This window comes from Shewanella gelidimarina, assembly GCF_023283945.1.
GTDB lineage: Bacteria > Pseudomonadota > Gammaproteobacteria > Enterobacterales > Shewanellaceae > Shewanella > Shewanella gelidimarina.
Genome location: NZ_JAKIKW010000003.1, coordinates 265,123 through 289,209, shown reverse-complemented (window position 1 = coordinate 289,209; position 24,087 = coordinate 265,123). Strand labels below are relative to the sequence as shown.

Here is a 24,087-nt window from a genome sequence, read left to right as displayed (position 1 = left end):
TCACTACAAGATATTTTAAAGGAGAAAAACAAAGGTTAATTAAAGGCTGACAACCGCTTTCATCTCTTGCCTAGCCTGGGTTATAACCTCGATACCTGCACCGGATTTATGCGCATTTTCACTTAAATAACGGCGCCATACTCGTGAGCCAACTTCGCCTTGGAACAATCCAATAATATGGCGAGTGATATGATTGAGGCGTCCGCCCGCTTGCAGATGTTTCTCTATATAAGGAAGTAGTTTCTCTAAAACAGCATCTCTGCTGAGCACTGGCTTATCAAGGCCACATAACTGTTGGTCGACTTCTGCCAAGATATAAGGATTTTGATAAGCTTCACGCCCAACCATGACACCATCAAGTTGCTCAAGATGGCTTTTACACTCAGCAAGTGTTTTAACCCCACCATTAAGACTGATACTTAAATCAGCATAATCACGTTTTAGCCGATAAACACGCTCGTAATCTAACTCAGGGATCTCGCGGTTTTCTTTAGGGCTTAAGCCTTGTAACCACGCTTTACGGGCATGGATGATAAAATCATTACAACCTACCGCTTTTACGGTATCAATAAATTGCGCTAAAAACTCGTAGCTATCTTGCTCGTCGATACCAATACGGGTCTTCACTGTCACCGGAATATCGACAACCTGCTTCATCGCATCGATACATTCAGCAACCAATGTCGGCTCTGCCATTAGACAAGCACCAAAACGACCACTTTGAACCCGATCGGATGGGCAACCCACGTTGAGGTTGATTTCATCATATCCTCGTTCCGCAGCCAATTTTGCACACGTCGCTAAGTCAGTTGCATTCGAGCCACCTAACTGCAACGCAATAGGATGCTCCTCTTCGTTATATGCAAGGTAGTCACCACGACCGTGAATAATCGCCCCCGTTGTCACCATTTCAGTGTATAGCAGTACTTCAGATGACATTAACCGCGCAAAGTAACGATAATGACGGTCAGTCCAATCAAGCATTGGAGCGATAGAGAAGGTACGGTTAAGTTGGGTCTGCATATATTTACCAATAAACGATAACAAGAGGCTATTCGGGCGCGCATTTTACACTGTCAGCTATTAAAACGACAGAGTTAAGCGCACTTTGTCAGCATGCAGTCGTAGCCAAACAGATATTGCATTCACTATGAGACATAAACATCAAATAGTTACAACAATCTCGTCGTGCTTAAAATCAACAATAAGCGCTAAGTATAAGTACCAACATTAGCAATATTGGTCTTAATCTAGCATTCACTATGAGCATGCACATTAGCGTCATCCAAACACGACTAAAATGCGTTATAGCACCCTCAACGCACAGTAAAGCCCAGTAATATTGAGCTTTACTGTTTATTCGCGTTAACACATTGAACGCTAGCTTAGCGCCTCTTTAAATGCTGATGTCTCCAATCCATTAAAGAGTTCAATCATTAATTGAGTCGCTTGAATCTTCGCCAGATTATAGTTGCAGGCTGCTACGTACCTATTTATGGGACTTGATGATATACGCTTCTAAGGTCTGCTGTAACCACAGGGGTACCACGACTTTTCCGTCAATGGCACGCTTAAGCCATAAGTAAACCGTTGGATAGCTAAAGCCTTTTAATAAACTTTTATCCTCTGAGTAATCTATTTTTTGGGCATGTAGACCCTTAATGCTCGCTAAAAAATCGACAGCACATTTAACGCCAACAATCATAACCGCATGAGAATGGAGTAAGCTACTCGCGGCGCTACCAAGGTCGGGGGCAGTTGCATACACCTGCATAGGTTTGCCTTGTGTTATGGCATAAGCCCCTAGTGGCGATTTATTCGCAGGGAATGGCATAGTAACAAGCTTAACAATGGGGAAGTTGATCATATTATCAATCGTCAAATCATCCCAAACAGGATGCTGCGAATGGGCGATTAAATACCCCCCTCGGTGTTGAATAATTGGTTTTGATAACACTTCTTTTCGAGTTGATGGCCTAAAGCAGATTGCCGCATCAACCTCACCATCAATGAGTTGCTGTTCACTCTGCTCTGACCAAGCTGTGGTTGATATGGGAATATTAGGATTTTGGTTGTTGTCCGCCGCATCCTTAATAATTTTCTGCGCAAGTCCTATTTCCAATTGAGGTACGGTACTGATGATTAATGGTGGCTCTACGGGCGATGAGCTTTTGATAGCATCACTTTCGATAGAGCGACTACACTGTAGGATTTCCGATAACGAAGCATGTAAACGGTGACTCAACTCAGTTGCAATGAACTGGTTATTTTTTCGTACAAAAAGGGGGTCATCAAATACCACTCTCAGCGAATTCAGCGCACGGCTGACCTTGGGCTGTGACAACGATAAGTCATTTGCAACAACCTTAGTACTCCCCTTGATATATAACTGGCAAAATATTTCTATCGTACTGATGCTAATATTACTCAGTTTATTCATATCAACCTCCAGCCGGCAACGTCATATTACCTTTTATATAAGTCTGAATTTCATGACTTAACCAAGTGGGTATTAACGAACTTTTTCTTGTTTGGGTAATATAGTGATGATAGTGCCCACTTCGCTGATTAATTAACTTGCAGATAGAATAGTCCAACTCTAACGCAGCTATATCGCCTCGCTGACATAGAAACTCAATTGCATCTTTATAACATAAAAGTGCTATGGCATTACTGTGTTCCAATTGCAGCATTAAGTCCGCAAGTAAACACACTTTTGCAACTACATTTAAGTCACTATTAGTATCGAGGGCATAACATTCAAGGGGATCAGTAATGTCTTCCTGTTCATTACCCGCAAAACTAATATATGGATGATCGATAATGTCACTCAGTAGCAACGGCTGATTTGCAGTCAAAAGTGGGTGACCATGCCTCGCAACCATGACGTAGGCGTCTGACTTGACGATTAACGTTGAAGACAACTGCTCAGTGTTATAAGCGCTATACGTGACGGCTATATCAACACGCTGCTGCTTTAATAACTCTCCGATGTTGCTGTTACAGGATTTAATATGGAATACATAGTCTTCATTTTCTGCTGACGCTCTTTTTTGTAAATGGCGTAAAAGATTCAGCGATAAGGTTGGAGGACAAGCAATGATCAACTCTCGTTTTCTCGCTTTATCTTGGTCAATGTCAATCTCTGCGCATTTTTTGGCCAGCTGTACTATTTTTTTCATTTTAGGATATATATCATCAGCAAAGCTGCTTCTTTCAAATCCCTGCTGTTTTCTAATAAATAGCGGTGCATCCAAAGAATGTCTAATCGATTTTAAGCTCCGACTGACTTTGGAAGCGGGAACGCCTAGTACCTGACTGACAATTGTTGCATTTAGTGATTCGTATAATAAAACAAATACTTGAATATCAAATAAACTGTTGGTATTTAATTTATTCATTCAGCCTCTGAATACTCATTAACACAGTGTTTACTAATTTAGCCGCATATTTATAGCTCAGCTATACGCATGCTCAAAGTTTGCGACCTTTACTTCGTTACACCTCAATTCTGTGACTTACATACCCAAATCAATGAAAGCGACAGTTTCAGATTTGCAAGATGCGAATTTCACATTTCCATCTAACGCATATCGGAGTTACACACCAAAAAACACCCACAAAAAAAGATAACAAACTAACAAACCAACAAAAGACAGAGTTAAATCCTAATAAATGCAACAACAAGTAGTTATATCGACTACAAAACATCATTCCGTATCAGTGACCGACCTCATATCCACAATCATCCAAAATCTTTAACATTTTAACAACCAAAAGTGGTTACTTTTAAGGAACGTATGATGATAACAACAAAAAAAGCATCGTTAGCACTGTTGATTAGCTCCGCATTTCTAATCTCAGGCTGTTCAGATGGTGAAGATGGGAATAATGGTGAAGATGGACAACCAGGAGGACCGGGTGCTCCCGGGACCTCTGGATTACATATCGATATGGCTGCAGAGGCAATTGCTGAAATCAGTAATGCTAAATATGCTGACGGTATCATTACCCTTGATTTCGATCTTGAAAATAAAGAGGGCATTGGACTTTATGGTCTAAGCGCAAAAAATGAGTTTCATGATTTCCGCTTCTCATTAGCCCAGCTAAAAACAAATGAAGGATCAGATCTAAAGCAATGGATCTCTCTATTAAATGACGCAACAAACGATGCTGGCACTACCTTTGAGCAAGGTTTTGAGCAAATAAAAAACTGTGAGGAGTGTTTAGTCGATCATAAAGATGGCGCCTATACCTATACGTTTAGTACTAATCTCACCACCGCCGTCGATCCTGCAGGAGTCGTTTTCGACCCTGAATTGACGCAGCGTATTGCTATCGAGATGCAGTTTGAGTATGCCTCTGGTCACGAGCTGGCAGAGAACGCGCACTATGACTGGATCCCAGCGACGAATGCGACTGAGGGTGTAGAGACTCGTGAGCTAGTAGCTCTTGAAACGTGTTACACCTGTCACCAACCAGACAGCTTAAAGGCTCACGGTGGTCGCAGACTTGACCTTGAAAATTGTCAGTCATGCCATAACGGCATTGTTTCAGATCCAAATGATGTTTCTGTTGAATTAGGCCATATGCTGCATGCTATCCATATGGGACCTGAGCGTGAAGGTAAAGATGCCGAAGGTAATGTAGTTCCTATGCCTTACACCATCGCTGGCTATGGTGGCGATCATGCATTCGATTATCCTGCTTTCCCAACTAAACCCTTTATGGACTGTGCAGTTTGCCATGTCCAAGATGAAGAATTAGCAGACAAAGATCTGTGGCTTACCAATGCGAATGCAAACGCATGTACGGGTTGCCATACCGACTCACCTGCACAGCATAAGTCAGATAAGAACCCTGAATTGGTTTGTACCGATTGTCATAGTGTCGAAGTGCATGCACAAGCTGCTAAGCCTTACCAAGCGGCTAAAGATTACAGTGTTGAAGTGATGAATGTGACTATCGATGCTGCTAATCTGATTAAGTTTGACATGAAAGTGATGGATGCGAATGGTGAGTTAGCCTCTAAAGATGAAGTCTATAAGCAAGGTTATAGTAAGCCATACATGGTCGTGAGCTGGGATGTAGAAAAAGATTACCCAGATTACAATCAAGCCCCCTATAGCCAACGTCGCATCGATATTAAAGATGAGACTAAAGCGATTTGGAATGCTGATAACACAGTCAGTGTAGCTGTGACCATTAACTTCCCAACTGACATCGCTTCACGTTCATTAGAAGTACTCCCCGTACTTAAAGTGTGTTTTGAAGAAGGAACAGACAAGCGTACTGGCTGTGATGCTGAAAACGCCTACCCAGCTTATGTTCAAACCCCTGCTTATCGCACTGTGCTAGCCAATGCTGAAGCCGTTGTCGGCGAACGTCGTTCGATTGTCGATACTGCCTCTTGTCATGGTTGTCATAGCTATGAGTTTTACCATGATTCAAATGGTGTGAACTGTATCGCTTGTCATACTAACGATAAGAGCCTTAAAGGTAATGGCAAAGCCAGCAATGGTGCTGACTTACTTAAATCAACAAGCTTCATGTACAAAGCCCATAAAGCGCAAGGTCATGATAATGGTCACGGTGGTAGCGGCACAATCCTTAAGACTGATTGTACAACGTGTCACTCGGCTGTAGAAGGTTATGGTGGTCTTAAGTATGGTTTTGAGTTAGGCCGTAATGCAGGTCAAGCTCATGCGATTCCTAGCACTCAAAGCCCGGCTGCTGATGAAGTTGTTGAAACTTGGTATGCCTCTCCTGATGCGGCAGCGTGTATGAGCTGTCACCAGAAGTACCTGTCTGACTCAGCAATGTCTCATATCAACAGCAATGGTGGTTATTTCGGTGCCAATAAAGATGCCGAGCATATTGTTGATGTCAATGATGCGGGTAACGCAAAAGATGCGAAAGAAGCCTGTGCTACTTGCCACAGCCCGGAAAAAGTAATGGAGCATCATGGATTTACTTTATAAGCAGTCCCAGTAACAACAGAGTCCTAACTTGTCCCTAGGTTTACTCTAACGATTTATCCCTGCAAAAGCCAAAGGCACCCTCGGGTGCCTTTTTTGTATATTCAAGAGCAACTATCCTGAGAAATGACTTCGATAGAAAGCCATCAAATAGCGCCATTAACACCTTTGATTTAGAAGGGCTGATTCACCATCACCCAGAATTGACGATCTTCACTGCCAAAAGCCAGCTCTGCTCTAACGACAACACTTTCGACTTCAAACCTTGCGCCAATACCCGCTGACCACTTTAAGTCATCGTGCAACGCTTCTGCATTAAACTCATCGGCAACCTGCCCTGCCTCGGCAAATGCAACCCATTGCCACCAAGGTACATTGTATAAGTTAAACACGGGCCACTCTTGTAACGGCTGCCATTTTGGCTGAATTCGGTACTCGGCGGAATAAAGTACCGCTGAGCGCCCGGTAAAACGCTTACTGGCATAGCCTCGTAAGCGGTCAAAACCACCTAAACTAATCCCTGCGAATGTCGGCGGGCGATGATAGTTATCGCCGCTTTGTGTATTCCAAGTTGGCGTGTCAGCTAAGTAGAAGTTAAACGCCATGATCTGCTTAGCAAACCAATCACTAGCCCCGATTGCTAAAAATGCACTTTGTTCAAACTCCCAGGTAGTCCAACTGCTGCGGTCTTCCGAACCAAAGTCTCGACTGAACTTGAGGCTTATTTGGCCACCTTGAGTGCTATTTTTACCATTGTCACGATTATCCCAATCGAGCTCTAACGCGACACCTTGGGATTTTTGTGGCAAATACTCATAGCTTTGCAGCTCGCGCGTTTGCACAAATGGACTGACTTTAATGCTCGTCACGCCCGATGTTAACGGATTCCACTTAATTGCTTCTTCAGATCTTGCAAGACTGCGGGCAGCGCCATTAACGCCTCGGCCCCAAGGCAACACATATTGAGCATGAAATCGAGTGTATGACTCATCACCAAGGGTAACGACTTTATCTGCCTCTTGATTGAGCTGCGGCAATTCAGAGAGATAATAGATCCCCTCTTTAAACTGGGCTTGATAGGTTTCTACCGAAAATAGCCAGCTATCGACTTGAGGAATTTGATAATTACGTGCACTTAAATAGGTCACCCAACTGTCGTTAGTACTGTATAAACCGATGCCCAATATAGAGGCTTGTACTTGGCCAGCATGCTTCACTACCACGGCTCCGCCCAATGCGGTACTCAGCGATTCAGACGAGAACGCAAACGGCACGGCGACGAATTCGGCACTGGGTGGCGTTGCAACGGCTAAGTCAGCTTGCGGTTGTTCTGATGGTGTATCGGTAGTATTAGCCGATTGAATTTGCGGCTTTGTTTCTATATTAGGGTAGGCAAATGCCATTGGCTGCATCAACAACATTGCAGCGGGAATTAATGAATGTATTTTCAATTTAAGACATCTTCACACTGATGATGGGCATCCGGCCTCATCACAGCAGCACATAAATTTGTTACTTGCTCAATCTAGGCAAACAGCGACTCGGGGTGTCAGTTTGGTGACAAGCTCGTAGGCTATGGTACCAATATGTTCAGCGACCTCTTCAACCGGCAGATCTTTACCCCATAAGACAGCGAGATCGCCTACTTTATCTTTGGCATCGACACCAAGATCAACCGTCAACATGTCCATCGACACTCTGCCCACAATCGGCACCAAACGTCCATTCACCAACACCGGTGTGCCAAGCGGAGCATTTCGCGGATAACCATCACCATAACCTATTGCGACAACGCCCAATTTGGTGTCTGTTTCCGCAGTCCAAAAGCTACCATACCCAGCAGGCTCGCCCGCTTTATGCTCTCTAATTGCAATCAGTTGCGATACTAAATCCATCGCGGGGATCAAACCGTGCTTTGTGCCTAAATCCCCTAAAACAGGTGACACACCATAAAGTGCAATCCCCGGTCTAATCCAGTCTGCTTGGCTTGGCTGCCAGAAAAGTGTGCCAGCAGAATTGGCTAAAGTGCGATCTCCAGGCAAATCTTGCGTTAACGCGTCAAACACTTTCTGTTGCGCTGCTGTACTCGGATTATTCGGCTCATCAGCGCAGGCAAAATGCGTCATTAAATGAATAGGCTTGGCAACATTATCATTGGCCAATAGCCGTTGATAAGTTGAATCAAACTGTTCAGGAGAAAAACCAAGACGATGCATTCCGCTATCGACTTTAAGCCAAACGGTCACCGGTTTTGCTAGAGCGGCGCTTTCTAACATCTCAAGCTGAGATTCATGATGCACCACAGTATCGATATTATGCTCCACTAGCGTGGTAAGATCGCCCACCCGAAAAAAGCCTTCGAGCAAGAGTAGCTTGGCTTTAACGCCACCGGCGCGTAACGCTAACGCTTCTTCTAAGCGAGCTAAGCCAAAACCATCGGCATCATCTAAGCATTGGGCAACATTAAGTAGGCCATGACCATAGCCATTAGCTTTAACCACCGCCATGACTTTGCTTGACGGTGCTAACTCATGTAGCCGCGCCAAATTATGCTTGAGCGCTTTACGGCTGATTTCTGCTCGTGGGAATGGTTTCAAGAGTAACCTTGTTGTATCTAATCAAAAAATAAGAGCCTCAATGAGGCTCTATTGTAGTTAATTGTGTTGCATAAAAACTTTTATAAACTCAATTTAATCTTCTTCAAACTGTGGGCCAGCATAATTATCAAAACGAGAGTATTGGCCTTGGAATGTTAGCCGCACACGCCCAATTGGGCCGTTACGCTGCTTACCAATAATAATCTCTGCGGTGCCTTTATCTTCCGAATCATCGTTATACACTTCGTCACGGTAAATAAACATGATCAAATCCGCATCTTGCTCAATTGCACCAGATTCACGCAAATCCGAGTTAATTGGTCGTTTATCAGCACGTTGCTCCAATGAACGGTTTAGCTGTGATAGTGCTACAACGGGAATTTCTAGCTCCTTCGCCAAAGCTTTTAACGAACGAGAGATCTCAGAAATTTCCAAGGTACGGTTATCTTTCAGTGCGGGAACCTGCATCAATTGGAGGTAATCGATCATGATCATCGATAGCCCGCCATATTCACGCGCAACACGTCTTGCTCGGCTTCGCACATCGGTCGGTGTTAAACCTGAACCATCATCGATATACATCTTGCCTTGCTCGAGCATGATGCCCATGGTGGACGATACACGTGCCCAATCATCGTCATCTAACTGGCCGGTACGAATTTTGGTCTGATCGACTCGTCCAAGTGATGCCAACATACGCATCATGATCTGTTCTGACGGCATCTCCAAGCTGAAAATAAGCACGGGTTTATCTTCATTCAATGCCGCTTGCTCACACAAGTTCATCGCAAACGTGGTTTTACCCATTGAAGGACGCGCTGCGACAATAATTAAATCACCCGACTGGAAACCTGCTGTCATTTTGTCGAGTTCGCCGAAACCGCTCGACACCCCGGTGACACCGTTGGTCGGGTTATTGTATAGCTCTTCAATTTTATCGACGGTTTTTTCTAGAATGCTTTTAATGTCTTCAGGGCCTTCGTTAGCGTTGGCGCGCTGCTCAGCAATCTTAAATACTTTTGTCTCGGCTAAATCAAGTAGTTCACCCGAGTTACGCCCTTCAGGATTAAAACCAGCGTCAGCAATTTCGTTGGCCACTTTAATCATGTCACGAACAACGGCACGCTCACGCACGATGTCAGCGTAAGAGTGAATATTACCGGCACTCGGCGTGTTCTTGGCAATTTCACCGATATAAGCAAAGCCGCCTACATCTTCCAATTGATCGGTAAGCTCTAACTGCTCTGAAACGGTGATCAAATCGATAGGGTTACCGGCACTCACTAAAGATTCCATCGCCGTGAAAATCGTTGCATGGGCGCGAGAATAAAAATCTTCTTTAACGACGGCTTCAGCAACTCTGTCCCATGCATCAGAATCTAACATCAAGCCACCTAAAACAGATTGCTCTGCTTCAATTGAATGCGGTGGCATCTTTAGCGCATCCATCTGAATATCTCTGGGCTTTGCTTTAGGTTTAAAGGGGCGTTGCTGTGACATTAAATCTCCAAAATTCCAACGATTAGGCAAAATGTGGTATAAAACGGGCTCAAGCAGAGCAGGCAATTAACAACATTCGACCTGCAGGTAAAAAACACACAATAACAAAATAAGGAAAGAACATGCGCAATGCATTGATTGCCGCTATTGCTCTCTCGACAGGGATGTTGTCATCCTCTGTGGTTAAGGCCGATGAAGGACAGTGGCAGCCGTATCAAATGCCCTCGATCGCTGACAAACTTAGCGAACGTGGTATCGATATTCCTGCTAAACAGCTAGCGGATCTCACTAGCTACCCTATGAACGCTGTTGTCGGTTTGGGCTATTGTACCGCCAGTTTTGTTTCGCCCCAAGGCTTAGTTGTCACAAACCATCATTGTGCCTACCGCGCGATTCAATATAACAGTAAAAAAGAACATAATTATCTCGCGGATGGTTTTTTAGCAAGCAGTAAAGATAAAGAACCTACTGCAGGTCCTAATGAACGTCTTTATATTACTGAAGCCGTCACCGACGTATCTGCACAGGTAAAACAGAATATCGGCAAGGATCCACTCATTCGCTTTGAAAACATTCAAGCCAACCGTAAGGCGCTGATTAAAGAGTGTGAAAGTGATGACAACTATCGCTGCTCAGTGCGAAGCTTTCACAATGGCCTAGAATACTACCTCACTAAACAGCTCATTATACGAGATGTTCGTTTGGTATATGCGCCACCAGAAAGTGCCGCGGCTTTTGGCGGTGACATCGATAACTACGAATACCCACGCCACTCAGCTGATTTCACTTTCTTACGTGCCTATGTGGGTAAAGATGGTAAACCTGCAATATTCAACAAAGACAACGTGCCTTATGTGCCAAAGAGCTATCTAAAAATTAACGCTGACGGTGTTAAAGCTGGCGACGGTGTTTTTGTTGCCGGTTATCCAGGTTCAACCAGTCGCTATCGCTTAACCAGCGAACTCAAGTTTGCCAGCAATTGGTTATACCCAACACTCGCAACCCGCTATCAGCTACGCATCGATACTATTGAGACGATGAGCGCTGCCAATAACGACGTTAAGATTAAATATGCGGGTAAGCTTGCAGGCATGGCCAACCGTATGAAAAAGTACAACGGACTGCTCGATGGATTTAAAGCCACCGATATTGCAGGCATTAAGCAAGCCCGTGAAGATAATTTTAAAGCTTGGTTAGCGCAAGATAAAACGTACATGTCTTTTCAAACTCAGTTTGATGAGCTCGAAACCTTACTGGTTGAGCAGCGTAAGCAACGTCAAACACGTTACTATTTCGACAGTGCTCAAAGCAGCGCGCTACTCGATACCGCTAACAAGCTATACCGTTTGGCAAAAGAGAAAACCAAGCCCGATGCTAAGCGAGAAGAAGGTTATCAACAGCGTGACATGAAGATGTTTAAAGCACGCCTAAAACGCCTTGATTCGAGCTTTGCCATTAGCGTTGATAAAACACTATGGTTACAAGATTTAGAAGCTTATCTAAACCAAGATATTCGTGTTAGCGAACTTGATGCCGCGCTAAATGAAGGCGATGTTGAAATCACATTGTCTGAAAAGTTGGACGCACTTTATGCACTAACATCGTTAACGGATAAACAGAAGCGACTCGCTTGGATGGATGCTGACGCAACCGCTTTCGAAACCAGTGCCGACCCTTTCATTCGTCTTGCCGTCTCATTGTATGAGAAAAACATGGCAGCCGAAAAAGAAGCAAAAACAATGGCGGGTCAGCTATCGATGGCACGTCCTGATTACATGAAAGCCATTATCGCCTACTACAAATCAAATAACTGGCCAGTATACCCAGATGCCAACGGCACGTTACGGATCACCTACGGGATGGTTGATGGATACCAGTCGAAAGATGCGCTCTACAAGCAACCGTTTACTCGCTTAGAAGGGATCCCAGCCAAAAGTACCGGCGTCGAGCCTTTCAATGCACCGGCTAAGCTATTAACAGCAATCGAAGAACAGCGTTATGGTAGTCATAAAGTAGAGAATGTTTATCAAGATCCCGCTTCTTGGTTATGCCGACTATTCTCATGCTTAGACAAGCCAGAGCAATTTAACTCTGTCCCCGTCAACTTCTTATCAAGTGTCGACACCACGGGGGGGAATTCAGGTTCACCAGTGTTTAACGGCAAAGGCGAGCTAGTCGGTCTTAACTTTGACTCGACTTACGAAGCCATTACCAAAGACTGGTTCTTCAACCCAACAATTACCCGAGCGGTACATGTCGATATTCGATACATACTGTGGATGATGGATGAAGTCGATCATGCTGACAACTTAATCGAAGAGCTCGATTTAGTTAGAAATTAAACAAATAGAAAACTGAAAAAGGCATATACAGCGCAGCTGATATGCCTTTTTAATTCACAACAATCATTCCATCACCCTACTCTTCTTGCTTTCCCTGCTTTTCCTGCTTTTCCTGTTATTCCTGTTATTCCTGTTATTCCTGCTATTCCTGTTATTCCTGCTATTCCTGCTTTTCCTGCTTTTCCTGCTTTTCAGACATAAAAAAACACCGCGCTAATCAAATTAGTGCGGTGTTTTAAATTAAAGCTTTGCTAATACCAAAAAGGTATTAAGGCAATATATTAAGCTTCTGCAACAACAGAAATCTTAACAATAGCTTTAACTTCAGTATGAAGTTGAACTTCAACTTCAAAGTCACCAGTGTTGCGCAATGCACCTAATGGTAGACGTACTTCGCTTTTAGCAAGCTTAACGCCAGCAGCAGTAACTGCATCAGCTACGTCACGGTTACCAATAGATCCAAATAGCTTGCCTTCGTCACCAGCTTTAGAAGCGATAACAACAGACTCAAGTGCATTGATGATCTCTGCACGAGATGTAGCAGCAGCTAATTGGCCAGCTAACTTAGTTTCTAATTCAGCACGACGTGCTTCAAAGACTTCAGTGTTAGCAGCGTTAGCAACAACAGCTTTACCTAGTGGTAAAAGGAAGTTACGTGCGTAACCTGATTTTACAGAAACTTGGTCACCCAAGTTGCCTAGGTTAGCGATTTTATCAAGTAAAATAACGTTCATTTTATATTCCTCTAAATTAATGCAGTTTACTGATGTAAATCAGTATACGGCAGTAGAGAAAGATAACGAGCACGCTTGATAGCGCGAGCTAGTTGACGTTGATATTTAGCATTTGTACCAGTGATACGACTTGGAACAATTTTACCACTTTCAGTGATATAGTTCTTCAAAGTAACGATATCTTTGTAATCGATCTCGGTAACGCCTTCTGCAGTAAAGCGGCAGAACTTGCGACGACGGAAATAACGTGCCATGTGACAGTCTCCTAAGTTTTCAATTCGACATTTTCGGCGTGTAAAACCAAACGATTTTGACCATTTCTGCTCTGTTGCAGATTAAGGAAACCTTCGACTTGGATTTCAACGCCGGCTTTCAGATTTTCTGTAACGCTATTAAAGCGTTCACCACTCAACACAACTTGAATTTGACAGTAAACGTTACGTAACATTTCTGCTTCGTAACGCTGAGATTTGTGTTCCAACATCAGTACCGTATGGGCAATGCCTGCTGGACTATCAAATCGTCTAGAACGCGTAATGGTTCCTGCTAATACAAAATTGTTTGTGGTCACAAAAAAACTTACTCAGCAGTGTTTTCAGCGCTTTCTTTAACTTCTTCAGTAGCTTCTGCACGAGGTGCTGGTGCACGCTCTTCAGATGAACGACGTGTATCGCGTTCGTCTTTAGCTTTAGCCATTGGAGATGCTTCAGTCATGGCAGCTTTAGTACGCATAACCATGCTACGCAAAACAGCGTCGTTGAAACGGAAAGCTGTTTCTAGTTCTTCAACCGTTTCTGCAGTCGCTTCTACGTTAATAAGAACGTAGTGAGCTTTATGCAACTCGATGATTGGGTAAGCCAATTGACGACGGCCCCAATCTTCTAAACGGTGGACTTGGCCACCAGCTTCGGTAATTAAACCAGTGTAACGCTCGATCATACCTGGCACTTGCTCACTCTGATCAGGGTGAACTAAAAATACGATTTCATAATGACGCATTTTTTGCTCCTTACGGTTATCTAGCCTCGTTGTTGGCTCAGTCAAACCTAATAGAGGCAAGGAACTAATTAAAGTGACTGATTTAAGCCGCGGAATCTTACATAAACTAGCGGCACAATTCAAGCAATAATTACCCTATGCTGCAATTACTCTTAATTTAATACACAAGCCCTGCCTACATGCATTAACTGAAGTTGTTTATAGCTCATGTATAAGGTTGCTGATAGGTAATAGAGTCATCCAATCGCCATAAGTAACAAGCTGGAATCTGTTTGCGCTGTTGCTGATTCTAGGTATGATGTCGGGTTAATTGATTTTACTTTCAACTTTAAACGGCACTCCAAGAATAATAATAATGTCTAGAATCCTCATTGCAGTCTTCGCTCTTTGTTGCTCTCCAGCGGCCTTTGCACTGGTACCGCCTGACTATCAAGAGCCACCAAGTGACTTAACCGCTGAAATTGAAGCGGGCTTTCAACTCAATACGGGCAACACTCAATCGAGCAGCTTTAACGGCAGAACAAAAATTGTTTATGACACTGACGCGACACGACAAGAGGGCACTTTTAAAGCCTACTTTGCCGCCGATGATGAAAAGACCACCTCTGAAAAGTATGAGCTACAACTGCAATCAAGTTATAAACTCTACAGTGGCTATGTTTATGGTCGAGGTGATTTCACTTGGGATAAATTTGGTAGTTATACGCGTATATCAACAATATCAGGTGGTTATGGTTTCGATGCCATTGCTAACTCGAGTACCAAATTAAGCTTAGAAGTCGGTCCTGGTTATCGATATAACTTGCCCATCGCCACCGATAGCATTCTAGAGCCAGATGCGAATAAAGATGTCATTCTCCGTACCGCAGCAAAGTTTGAACAAAAACTACAAGAGTATACGACTTTGAATGCGGATTTGACGTCAGAAGTGGGTGAAGATAACAACACGCTAACCCTAGATATGAGCTACAAAAATACTCTTTTCCAAGATTGGGCATTCAAAATTGGTGTCAATATCAAATACACTCAGGTGGTGCCAGAAGGCTCAAAACAAACAGATACTATCACTACCTTTAATTTACTTTATACCTTTCAATAATGATGTGACGGGCTTGAGTACTTAAGTTACGGCTCGACACTATCAATGCAGAGAATGAACGTCGGGTTGATTCATTAAAGCAAATCATAAAGCCATCCCAAAGTGTGAGCGATACGAGCAAAAACATAATCACCTTCATTAAGATTAGTTTTTACACGCATCGCCTAGCTGAATGGCTTAACCTCCCGACTACTTAAGTTGTTGCATTAAATAGGCATAGACCATTGAGCTTAATTCAGCAGCTTGATTATTATCTGCCGCCCCGGCATGACCACCCTCTATATTTTCGTAATACAAGACGTCTATCCCCATGCCTTCCATTTTCGCCACCATTTTACGTGCATGAGCAGGATGAACACGATCATCTCGAGTTGAAGTGGTAAAGAACACTTTAGGGTAAGCCGTGTTCGCCTTTAAATTATGGTATGGCGAGAATCCTTTAATGTAATCCCACTCAGCAGGGATATCTGGGTCGCCATATTCGCCCATCCAACTCGCCCCCGCGAGCAATTTATTGTAGCGCTTCATATCAAGCAACGGCACTTGGCAAACTACCGCATTATATAGCTCTGGCTTACGCGTAAACGCCGCGCCCATAAGTAGGCCGCCATTGCTACCACCTTGGATCCCTAAATGTTGACTTGAGGTGATTTTTCTGGCAATTAAATCCTGCGCTATGGCTTCAAAATCTTCATAAGCTTTATGACGATTTTCTTTGAGTGCTGCTTGATGCCATGCGGGGCCATATTCACCACCACCGCGAATATTAGCCAAGACATATACACCGCCTTGCTCAAGCCAATTTTTACCGATGGTTGCTGAATATGATGGTCGTAATGAGATTTCAAAGCCGCCATAGCCGTAAAGTAATGTTGGGTTAGTGCCATCTAGCGTCAGATCTTTAGCCATGACCACAAAGTAAGGCACTTTAGTGCCGTCCTTCGATTTAGCAAAATATTGCTTAGTCTCAAACTTATCAGCAGCAAACTGCTGTTTCATTGCCTTTATCTTTTTAGCCTTCATGCTGTTGCTATCGAACAAATACAGACTTGCTGGCTCCAAGAAGCTGGTGTAATCGACAAAAACCTCATCACTGTTATCTTCACCACCAAACACACTCAATGTGCCGTTTACCGCAAATGGGGCTTGTTCGGCTTGCCATTGACCCTTCTTTTGCACGTAACGCATCAACTTACTTTTGACGTTATCGAGCCAAGTAATAAGAATGGTGCTTTTAGTGAATCGTACTTGTGAAATTGAAGCGGTTGCAGTTGGCTCAACCAGGACACTAAATTCTGGTTTCTGTGCAATAAGCTTATCGAGATCCGTGTAAACAATGGCGCCTTGCTTAAAAGTCTTACCTGCTATTGTTAAGTCACTTTTAAGTTCGATATAAAGCTGATCATTGAAATAGCCTTTAATATCCGTATCCATTGGCAATGGCAAAGCGATGAGTTTGTCGTTGCGATATGCATAGTGCTGCGCGGTATAAAAAGTAAGGCTTTCAGACACTAACTGTAGCGATTTCTGGTCGTCATAGATGACATAACCGGAGACTGCTACTGATGTTTTATCGCCGCTAAAAATAGTTTTTGCAGCAGATAAAGGTGTTCCTCGCTGCCACTGCTTAACCACTCGAGGATAGCCAGAATCAGTAAGACTGTTGCCATCAGCAAAATCAGTTCCAACAAAAACAGTGTTTTTATCTATCCAACTAACACTAGATTTAGCTTCATCTAAGGCAAAAGGCTGCTGCTTTTTATCTACAAATGACTTACTCGTTAAATCAAACTCCCGTACCTCAACCGCATCCGCTCCACCGCGTGATAGCGACACCAGACAACGGTCATAATCGGGATAACGACAACTCATGCCTTTATAGACCCACTTAACGCCTTCAGCTTTGCCTAAAGCATCAATATCTAACACCGTCTCCCATTTAGGTTCAGCCTTGGTGTACTCTTCCATTGTCGTTCGACGATAAATACCGCGCACGTGGTTTTCATCTTTCCAAAAGTTATACAGAAAGCCATCCATGCGGCTTGCATACGGGATGCGTTCCTTATTGTTCAGAATCGCTAAACTGTTGCTGACTAATCCATCAAAGCCTTTATAGGCTTTGATCTCCTTGGCGGAGATAGCATTTTGTTGCTTAACCCACTCCAAAGGCTTCGCGCCCTCTACATCTTCCAGCCATAGGTATTTATCTTCCTCAGCAAAAGTCGGGGCTGCTGCGGCAATTGAACTTAGCACGCATAAGGATAAAATTTGATTTCGCATTGAGACATCCTGTTCTTCTAGTGAGTCCGACTAAGTTACTGCATGTTGTATAAAAGTTAAATAGCAGTCATGCCAATTACATTAAGTATCTGTTCATTCAGTGGGGATTCAAGCTAAGGAAAGCACACATTCAATGTGATAACGCCAAATACAAAAATGCCGATGAGGCACAAACCCCATCGGCATTTAATATTAAGCGCTTCTACGGAAAACTAGACCGTAATAGCTTGCTTACTTAGTCTTAGTAAGACGTTGACGTACCGCTTCGAATAAGCAGACACCAGTCGCCACTGACACGTTCAAGCTTGAAACACTACCCGCCATAGGAATAGACACTAGAGAGTCACAACTCTCGCGTGTTAGACGGCGAAGGCCTTTGTCTTCTGAGCCCATCGCAATAGCAATAGGGCCCGTTAGACTTGCTTGATAAAGCTCACAATCAGCTTCACCTGCCGCGCCAATAATCCATATACCTTTATCCTGTAAACTACGCATGGTTCGTGCCAGGTTAGTCACTTGATATAACGGGACAATCTCAGCGGCGCCGCAAGCCACTTTGCTGACAACGGGTGTCAAACCAACAGAGTTATCTTTCGGTACAATAATACCTTGTACACCTGCAGCATCGGCGTTACGTAAACAAGCACCCAAATTGTGTGGATCGGTTACTCCGTCCAAAATCAATAAGAAAGGCGTTTCAGTTTCTTCCAACATCGCATTGAGATCGCTGTCATTGAGAATTTTGGCCACTTTTACTTTAGCGACAACACCTTGGTGTTGACCGCCAGCAGACTTCTCATCTAACGCTTTACGTGACGCATACTGTATTGTCACGCCCCATTCTGCTGCAATTTCTAATATTGGAGTCAGTCGCTTATCATCGCGTCCTTGTAACACCCACATTTCGATAACACGCTCAGGGCTATTCTGTAATACAGATTCAACGGCATGCAAACCAAAGGTAATATCTTGCTTTTTCATCTATTTCTTACTCGTTTTACGCTTCGCTGGCTTGGCTTTTTTAGCCGAAGGCTTTGTTGCTGAAGCTTTGGTCTTAGTCGTGGGAGCTTGGCTACCACTGCTTGATTTGTTTTTGGTTGCAAATTTTGAACCCGATGTTGCTTTGGATCCACTTCTACCACCACTTGAACGTTTGCCTTTAGAAGCGCTCTTTTCTTTATCGGCAATCTTAGCGCCTTCACGATTGACGCGCTCTCTGGCGGTCATTGGCTTACTCGGCTTACGGCGTTTTCCGCCAGCAGAGTCACCTTCCATCATCAGGTCGATTTGGCGATCATCGAGATTGACGGCCGCCACTTTTACCGTGACCGTATCGCCAATTTGATACACTTGCCCAGATGCTTCACCGACTAGACGTTGGCGCATATTATCGTACTGATAATAATCACTGCCAAGGCTTGAGATATGCACTAAGCCGTCGATGAATAGATCATTAAGGCGTACGAACATACCAAAGTGAGTCACGGAGGCGATAACAGCTTCAAACGTGTCACCCACATGGTCTTGCATAAACTCACATTTGAGCCAATCACTCACATCTCGAGTGGCTTCATCTGCGCGTCGCTCTGTGGTAGAACACTCAACACCCAGCTGATCAAGTTCTTCAATCTTGTATTGGAAACCACCGTCAGCAGTCCACTGGTCGGCGAGATCGCCCTCTTCTTTTGCTAACAAGTAACGGATCACTCGGTGCAAAATCAAGTCAGGGTAACGGCGAATTGGCGAAGTAAAGTGCGAATACTCTTCCAATGCTAGACCGAAATGGCCTTCGTTATCGGGGGTATATGTTGCTTGCTTCATTGAACGCAGCAACATTATTTGAATAAGCTCAGCATCCGGTCTGTCGGCAATTTGCTCCATTACCGCTTGGTAATCTTTTGGTGTCGGCTCAAGTCCGCCCTCCATCGTCAAGCCACGCTCTTTAAGGAAATCCTTAAAGTTGGTTAGCTTTTGCTCCGACGGCGATTCATGCACGCGATATAACACTTCACCTTTGTGCTTTTTGACAAACTTAGCAGAGGCAACATTGGCTAAAATCATGCATTCTTCAATGATCTTATGCGCTTGATTACGATTACGCGGTATGATTTTATCGATTTTACGCTGTTCATTAAATACAAACTGCGTTTCTGTGGTTTCAAAAGCAATAGCACCACGGTCTGCACGAATGCCATCTAATGTCAGATACAGAGATTGCAGTGTCTGCAGATGAGGGAAGATAGGTTTAAGCTTATCACTCACCTCACCGCCTTCAAGCATATCCGCTACCTGGGTATAGGTTAGACGAGCATGAGAGTGCATAACGCCAGGGTAAAACTTATATCCTGATAACTTGCCAGCGGCAGAGATGGTCATCTCTGCAACCATGCATAGGCGATCGACCTCAGGCATCAAAGAACACAATCCATTAGAGATCTTCTCTGGCAACATCGGGATCACTTGCGACGGGAAGTAAACCGAGTTGCCGCGTGAACGGGCTTCTCTGTCTAATGCTGACTCTGTGCGCACATAATGGCTCACATCAGCAATGGCCACCCATAAGCGCCAGCCGCCTGACTTTTTCTTCTCGGCGTAAACGGCGTCATCAAAGTCTCGCGCGTCTTCACCATCAATAGTGACTAAAGGCAATTGACGTAGATCGACACGACCTTCTTTATCCGCATCGGTCACTTCATCAGGGATCTTTTTAAGCTTCTTTTCAATCAGTGCAGACCACTCATGTGGTAAGTCATAATTGCGCAGTGCTATTTCAATTTCCATGCCCGGCGCCATTTGCTGGCCAAGTACTTCGGTCACTTTTGCGGCCGCTTTGACATAGCGTCCAGGTCGACGAGTTAGTTCTAAAACAACGATATCGCCTTGTCGTGCGCCTAAACGGTCTTCTTCAGCGATCAGTATCTCTTGAGTGACACGACGATCGTCAGCGATAACGAACCCCATACCAGCATCAAGATGGAAGCGGCCAACGAGTGCGGCGCTCCGCTGTTCAACTAAGCGTACAATTCTAGCTTCACGACGCCCTTTACGGTCAACGCCGGCTTTTTGTGCCAGTACTTTGTCACCGTGAAAATACATCATCATGTCACGGTTATTAATATAAAGGTCGTCTCCACCCTCTACTAACTTTAAGAATCCAAAGCCATCACGATGGCCTATGACGGTGCCGGTTAGCAAATCCATTCTTTCTGGTAAGCCATATGATTTACCGCGAGTAAATACGAGTTCACCGTCACGCTCCATTGCACGTAACCGACGACGGATAGCTTCTAGCTGTTCTTCGCCTTCGATTTTAAGTGCGTTTGCAATGTGTTCACGGGTGAGTGGTGACGTTTGAGAGCGTAAGTATTCTAAAATATACTCACGACTTGGGATCGGATTCTCGTAGTTTTCTTGCTCTCGCTTAATATGCGGATCTTGTATCATTCATTTTCCAAATTATTGGCATGGCTGCTCTGAGCTATGCTTATTGTTGCGTTCTCAGGTGTTCTTTCTTTGCCCTAGCTATTGCGCTGGGCGGCATTTTTGCCTCTAACACCTTTAACAAATTGGTTGCTTCGGTTTGTACCGTTTCATCGCTAAAAACTTCGTTGTATAGCCAATGAAAACCAGTTTCATAATCGCGGGGGCTACCATAGCCTTCACCAAATAACCGAACCAACATCATTCGCGCAGGTAAATCACCTGTCGCGGCTGCTGGTAGCACATAGTGCACAGCACGTTCTTTATCTTCCATGACGAATTTACCGTCATGGTAATACTCTGCCATTCTAACCATGGCTTCAGCACTGCCTTGCTCTGCTGAGGTTTTTAACATTGAGATCCCACGCGGCGGATTCGCCTTTACGCAGATCCCATGATTGAGCATTTCAGCCCAAAGATACTGATACAAAGGCTGCTTTAGTACTTCAGCTCTTGCTTCAATATCTTCTACAATTTGACAGTCATCGCCTTTAACTTGGGTTAAATAGCTTTTGGTACGAATTAAATCAACAAGTTGCTCTTGAGTATAGACGTCTACCGCTTTCGGAGTCGCCAGACTAGGCAAAGAAATTATCGATAATACAATAATTAATACATAACGCAGCATAAGGTCTCTCAATGACAGTGGGTTAATTCAAGCACAAAATATCGAGTCTGCTAAAAGCAAATTCTAAGCACATCTGTCTTTTGTCATCGGCAGTATACCGCATTTCTTGAGTACTAACTGCACATTAACCATTTCTGATTACGCGGTTTTAAATATTAGGGGCTGTTGATCTTTCGAGCTTAGTTTTTGTTCGTCTATGTATTATAAAGAATCATGTATGTAGTGTCAGGCTTGAACGATGATGCTTAATGAAGGGCTTATAACGCATTCTTGTCGAGGTATGTAAATAAATCTTGATGGTCGCATTACTAACCTATTTTAGCGATGCTGTAGACAACTTGTGGAGAGCAACTAATACATAGGCTTACCGAAACAAACTATAAACGAGGGTAAAACATCATTAACCGTTAATAAAAAGGCCGCTAAACGCGGCCTCTTCTTATTAACTAAACGGATTCACTAGAATCATGGTCTCGTTTCTATCCGGACCCGTTGAGATAATATCAATCGGCGTTTCTAACAACTCTTCTAAACGCTTAATGTAGTTGATTGCTGCCGGTGGCAGTTGCTCTACAGATGTCGCGCCGTAAGTTGTTTCGCTCCAACCAGGCAGAGTTTCTAAAACAGGCGTAACCTGCTCATAGCCTTCTGCTGCTAGCGGTGTTGTAGTTGCTACAGTTCCATCAGGATACTCATAACCAACACAAATCTTCACTTCTTTAAGACCGTCTAGAACATCTAGTTTAGTCAAGCAGAAGCCGCTTACGCTGTTGATTTGAACTGCACGCTTCATCGCGACAACATCCAACCAACCTGGACGGCGTTTACGACCTGTAGTCGCACCAAACTCATGACCCTTAGTACCTAAGTAGTCACCAATTTCGTTTTTCAATTCCGTAGGGAACGGACCGGCACCAACACGTGTGGTGTATGCCTTCATGATACCCAAAACGTAATCTAGATGACGAGGACCAAATCCAGAACCCGTTGCAACACCACCTGCGGTAGTATTAGAAGAGGTTACAAATGGATAAGTACCATGGTCAATATCTAGTAACGTGCCTTGAGCGCCTTCAAATAGAATTGGCTCACCGGCTTTACGAGCTTGATCAAGAAGCTCAGAAACGTCGGTACACATGCTCTTCAAGTAATCAGCAATTCCAAGAGCATCTTTCAATGTCTCTTCATAATCAACTGCATCGCACTTGTAGTATTCGGTCAACATAAAGTTGTGATAAGACATCACTTCTTTCAGTTTTTCTGCAAACAATTCTGCATTAAACAGATCGCCTACACGTAAACCGCGACGTGATACTTTATCTTCATATGCTGGACCAATTCCACGACCCGTCGTGCCAATAGCTTTATTGCCACGCGCTTTTTCACGTGCCACATCTAATGCGCAATGGAATGGAAGAATGAGAGGACATGCTTCAGAAATTAATAAACGTTCCTCTACAGGTACGCCACGCTCTTTAAGCATGTTAATTTCTGTCATCAGTGCGTCAGGTGCAAGCACCACGCCGTTACCAATAATGCATTTTACATTATCACGTAAGATCCCTGACGGAATAAGATGAAGAACTGTCTTGTCGCCATCGATAACAAGAGTATGACCCGCATTGTGGCCACCTTGGTAACGAACGACATATTTAGCCTGTTCGGTAAGAAGATCGACTATCTTACCCTTTCCTTCGTCACCCCATTGGGTGCCGAGAACTACAACGTTTTTGCCCATTATTTGCTGCACGGTAGTGGTTAAAACGGGATTTTAGCAGATCTATAGGGGCGGTAGGCAAGTAATTTATAAAAAAATAATCAATATAACCACACCGACAGTGACTAAAGAACCACCTAGGCGTTGTAAAAGCTGCTGATTTTGATTGGAAATTTCTTTTAAATACGCTCGCCAACGATTGGGAAATAATAAGGGGCCAATACCTTCAATGATGAGTACTAAACCTAACGCAAGCATGATTAACTCAAAAGACATAACAAAGAATCTCCGCTGCCGAACAGTGTAAAACATAAGAGTACTTTACCACTGTTTATGGGGTCCATTTCAAGGGCTACTTACCTAAGTCGCCCTTCAACGGCCTAATCGTAAGTGTAAGCTCGGATAAATGTCGAAGAACTATCTCAACACACTGACAAGCCGACTTAGCATGGTGATTATAACGCTCTCATAAGCGCTATCGCGCTCACTGAGGTATTAGGGCAAGACTTGCATCTATAACAGCATATAAACCTCACATCTGCCACTGTGGTCCTATCAGCCAGATGTTTAACGGGTCTATCGATAGTGAAATGAGTTTAACCAATAACCAAAGTGCAGGGCTTTTAAAAGCAATAACAACAAATGTACTGACCCACTACCGTCGGTCAAACAAACTAAGGAAGTCGATTCGTATCGTATTAGCTATGCGATTAAGTATCACTACTTTCAGCTA

The 24,087-nt window shown here is 43.9% G+C and carries 19 protein-coding genes; 3 read left to right on the top strand and 16 right to left on the bottom strand.

Going from position 1 to position 24,087, the window contains the following annotated elements:
• Window positions 1–39: 39 nt before the first annotated feature.
• The 3 genes from dusA to L2729_RS04760 form a co-directional block, all read right to left on the bottom strand.
• Complete coding sequence (dusA, locus tag L2729_RS04770) at window positions 40–1,023, bottom strand: tRNA dihydrouridine(20/20a) synthase DusA (RefSeq protein ID WP_248987217.1); 984 nt, start codon at window positions 1,021–1,023, stop codon at window positions 40–42.
• 466 nt (window positions 1,024–1,489) lie between these two features.
• Window positions 1,490–2,440: a LysR family transcriptional regulator gene (locus tag L2729_RS04765; RefSeq protein ID WP_248987216.1), complete on the bottom strand. Its 951-nt coding sequence runs from the start codon at window positions 2,438–2,440 to the stop codon at window positions 1,490–1,492.
• 1 nt (window position 2,441) lies between these two features.
• Window positions 2,442–3,401 (bottom strand): LysR family transcriptional regulator, encoded by a 960-nt coding sequence (locus L2729_RS04760; RefSeq protein ID WP_248987215.1) that lies wholly within the window; start codon window positions 3,399–3,401, stop codon window positions 2,442–2,444.
• 402 nt (window positions 3,402–3,803) lie between these two features.
• On the opposite strand from L2729_RS04760, the gene L2729_RS04755 reads away from it, so the two are divergent.
• Entirely contained in the window at window positions 3,804–5,981 is a 2,178-nt protein-coding gene (locus tag L2729_RS04755; RefSeq protein WP_248987214.1) for an OmcA/MtrC family decaheme c-type cytochrome, read from the top strand.
• Between the two features lie 170 nt (window positions 5,982–6,151).
• On the opposite strand, the gene L2729_RS04750 is transcribed toward L2729_RS04755, so the two are convergent.
• From L2729_RS04750 to dnaB, 3 genes are all read right to left on the bottom strand, one after another.
• Window positions 6,152–7,429: an outer membrane protein assembly factor gene (locus L2729_RS04750; protein WP_248987213.1), complete on the bottom strand. Its 1,278-nt coding sequence runs from the start codon at window positions 7,427–7,429 to the stop codon at window positions 6,152–6,154.
• Window positions 7,430–7,498: 69 nt separating this feature from the next.
• Window positions 7,499–8,575, bottom strand: a complete 1,077-nt coding sequence (gene alr, locus L2729_RS04745) for an alanine racemase (RefSeq protein WP_248987212.1) — start codon at window positions 8,573–8,575, stop codon at window positions 7,499–7,501.
• A gap of 93 nt (window positions 8,576–8,668) precedes the next feature.
• Window positions 8,669–10,075 carry a replicative DNA helicase gene (dnaB, locus tag L2729_RS04740; protein WP_248987211.1) on the bottom strand — a complete coding sequence of 469 codons (1,407 nt, stop codon included), beginning with the start codon at window positions 10,073–10,075 and terminating at the stop codon, window positions 8,669–8,671.
• Window positions 10,076–10,197: 122 nt separating this feature from the next.
• Here dnaB and L2729_RS04735 point away from each other — a divergent pair, with 122 nt between their 5' ends.
• Window positions 10,198–12,417 (top strand): S46 family peptidase, encoded by a 2,220-nt coding sequence (locus L2729_RS04735; protein ID WP_248987210.1) that lies wholly within the window; start codon window positions 10,198–10,200, stop codon window positions 12,415–12,417.
• 281 nt (window positions 12,418–12,698) lie between these two features.
• On the opposite strand, the gene rplI is transcribed toward L2729_RS04735, so the two are convergent.
• Genes rplI through rpsF form a run of 4 tightly spaced genes read right to left on the bottom strand, consistent with a single transcriptional unit; the run spans window position 12,699 to window position 14,150 of the window.
• Window positions 12,699–13,151 carry a 50S ribosomal protein L9 gene (gene rplI / locus L2729_RS04730; RefSeq protein ID WP_248987209.1) on the bottom strand — a complete coding sequence of 151 codons (453 nt, stop codon included), beginning with the start codon at window positions 13,149–13,151 and terminating at the stop codon, window positions 12,699–12,701.
• 26 nt (window positions 13,152–13,177) lie between these two features.
• Entirely contained in the window at window positions 13,178–13,405 is a 228-nt protein-coding gene (gene rpsR, locus L2729_RS04725; RefSeq protein ID WP_005497284.1) for a 30S ribosomal protein S18, read from the bottom strand.
• Window positions 13,406–13,416: 11 nt separating this feature from the next.
• Window positions 13,417–13,722 (bottom strand): primosomal replication protein N, encoded by a 306-nt coding sequence (gene priB, locus L2729_RS04720; protein ID WP_248987208.1) that lies wholly within the window; start codon window positions 13,720–13,722, stop codon window positions 13,417–13,419.
• Between the two features lie 8 nt (window positions 13,723–13,730).
• Window positions 13,731–14,150 carry a 30S ribosomal protein S6 gene (rpsF, locus tag L2729_RS04715; RefSeq protein WP_248987207.1) on the bottom strand — a complete coding sequence of 140 codons (420 nt, stop codon included), beginning with the start codon at window positions 14,148–14,150 and terminating at the stop codon, window positions 13,731–13,733.
• A 355-nt stretch (window positions 14,151–14,505) separates the two neighbouring features.
• On the opposite strand from rpsF, the gene L2729_RS04710 reads away from it, so the two are divergent.
• Complete coding sequence (locus L2729_RS04710; RefSeq protein WP_248987206.1) at window positions 14,506–15,249, top strand: DUF481 domain-containing protein; 744 nt, start codon at window positions 14,506–14,508, stop codon at window positions 15,247–15,249.
• A 189-nt stretch (window positions 15,250–15,438) separates the two neighbouring features.
• Here L2729_RS04710 and L2729_RS04705 read toward each other — a convergent pair whose 3' ends face one another.
• From L2729_RS04705 to L2729_RS04680, 6 genes are all read right to left on the bottom strand, one after another.
• Window positions 15,439–17,529 (bottom strand): prolyl oligopeptidase family serine peptidase, encoded by a 2,091-nt coding sequence (locus L2729_RS04705; protein ID WP_248987205.1) that lies wholly within the window; start codon window positions 17,527–17,529, stop codon window positions 15,439–15,441.
• A 231-nt stretch (window positions 17,530–17,760) separates the two neighbouring features.
• Entirely contained in the window at window positions 17,761–18,510 is a 750-nt protein-coding gene (rlmB, locus tag L2729_RS04700) for a 23S rRNA (guanosine(2251)-2'-O)-methyltransferase RlmB (protein ID WP_248987204.1), read from the bottom strand.
• Complete coding sequence (rnr, locus tag L2729_RS04695) at window positions 18,511–20,973, bottom strand: ribonuclease R (protein ID WP_248987203.1); 2,463 nt, start codon at window positions 20,971–20,973, stop codon at window positions 18,511–18,513.
• A gap of 40 nt (window positions 20,974–21,013) precedes the next feature.
• The gene (locus tag L2729_RS04690) at window positions 21,014–21,637 is read right to left on the bottom strand and encodes a tetratricopeptide repeat protein (protein WP_101092590.1); all 624 of its coding nucleotides are present in this window, start codon (window positions 21,635–21,637) and stop codon (window positions 21,014–21,016) included.
• A gap of 442 nt (window positions 21,638–22,079) precedes the next feature.
• Window positions 22,080–23,375, bottom strand: coding sequence for an adenylosuccinate synthase (locus L2729_RS04685; RefSeq protein WP_248987202.1), 1,296 nt, complete (start codon window positions 23,373–23,375; stop codon window positions 22,080–22,082).
• Between the two features lie 66 nt (window positions 23,376–23,441).
• Window positions 23,442–23,630, bottom strand: a complete 189-nt coding sequence (locus L2729_RS04680) for a DUF2065 domain-containing protein (RefSeq protein WP_248987201.1) — start codon at window positions 23,628–23,630, stop codon at window positions 23,442–23,444.
• Window positions 23,631–24,087 lie beyond the last annotated feature (457 nt).

Excerpts from the sequence above, each read along its gene's own strand:
- dnaB (WP_248987211.1), bottom strand. The coding sequence starts at position 10,075 with ATGTCACAGCAACGCCCCTTTAAACCTAAAGCAAAGCCCAGAGATATT.
- L2729_RS04765 (WP_248987216.1), bottom strand. The coding sequence starts at position 2,440 with ATGAATAAACTGAGTAATATTAGCATCAGTACGATAGAAATATTTTGC.
- rplI (WP_248987209.1), bottom strand. The coding sequence starts at position 13,151 with ATGAACGTTATTTTACTTGATAAAATCGCTAACCTAGGCAACTTGGGT.
- rpsR (WP_005497284.1), bottom strand. The coding sequence starts at position 13,405 with ATGGCACGTTATTTCCGTCGTCGCAAGTTCTGCCGCTTTACTGCAGAA.
- L2729_RS04690 (WP_101092590.1), bottom strand. The coding sequence starts at position 21,637 with ATGCTGCGTTATGTATTAATTATTGTATTATCGATAATTTCTTTGCCT.
- L2729_RS04685 (WP_248987202.1), bottom strand. The coding sequence starts at position 23,375 with ATGGGCAAAAACGTTGTAGTTCTCGGCACCCAATGGGGTGACGAAGGA.
- dusA (WP_248987217.1), bottom strand. The coding sequence starts at position 1,023 with ATGCAGACCCAACTTAACCGTACCTTCTCTATCGCTCCAATGCTTGAT.
- L2729_RS04760 (WP_248987215.1), bottom strand. The coding sequence starts at position 3,401 with ATGAATAAATTAAATACCAACAGTTTATTTGATATTCAAGTATTTGTT.
- rlmB (WP_248987204.1), bottom strand. The coding sequence starts at position 18,510 with ATGAAAAAGCAAGATATTACCTTTGGTTTGCATGCCGTTGAATCTGTA.
- rpsF (WP_248987207.1), bottom strand. The coding sequence starts at position 14,150 with ATGCGTCATTATGAAATCGTATTTTTAGTTCACCCTGATCAGAGTGAG.
- L2729_RS04735 (WP_248987210.1), top strand. The coding sequence starts at position 10,198 with ATGCGCAATGCATTGATTGCCGCTATTGCTCTCTCGACAGGGATGTTG.
- L2729_RS04755 (WP_248987214.1), top strand. The coding sequence starts at position 3,804 with ATGATAACAACAAAAAAAGCATCGTTAGCACTGTTGATTAGCTCCGCA.
- L2729_RS04705 (WP_248987205.1), bottom strand. The coding sequence starts at position 17,529 with ATGCGAAATCAAATTTTATCCTTATGCGTGCTAAGTTCAATTGCCGCA.
- L2729_RS04680 (WP_248987201.1), bottom strand. The coding sequence starts at position 23,630 with ATGTCTTTTGAGTTAATCATGCTTGCGTTAGGTTTAGTACTCATCATT.
- L2729_RS04710 (WP_248987206.1), top strand. The coding sequence starts at position 14,506 with ATGTCTAGAATCCTCATTGCAGTCTTCGCTCTTTGTTGCTCTCCAGCG.
- rnr (WP_248987203.1), bottom strand. The coding sequence starts at position 20,973 with ATGATACAAGATCCGCATATTAAGCGAGAGCAAGAAAACTACGAGAAT.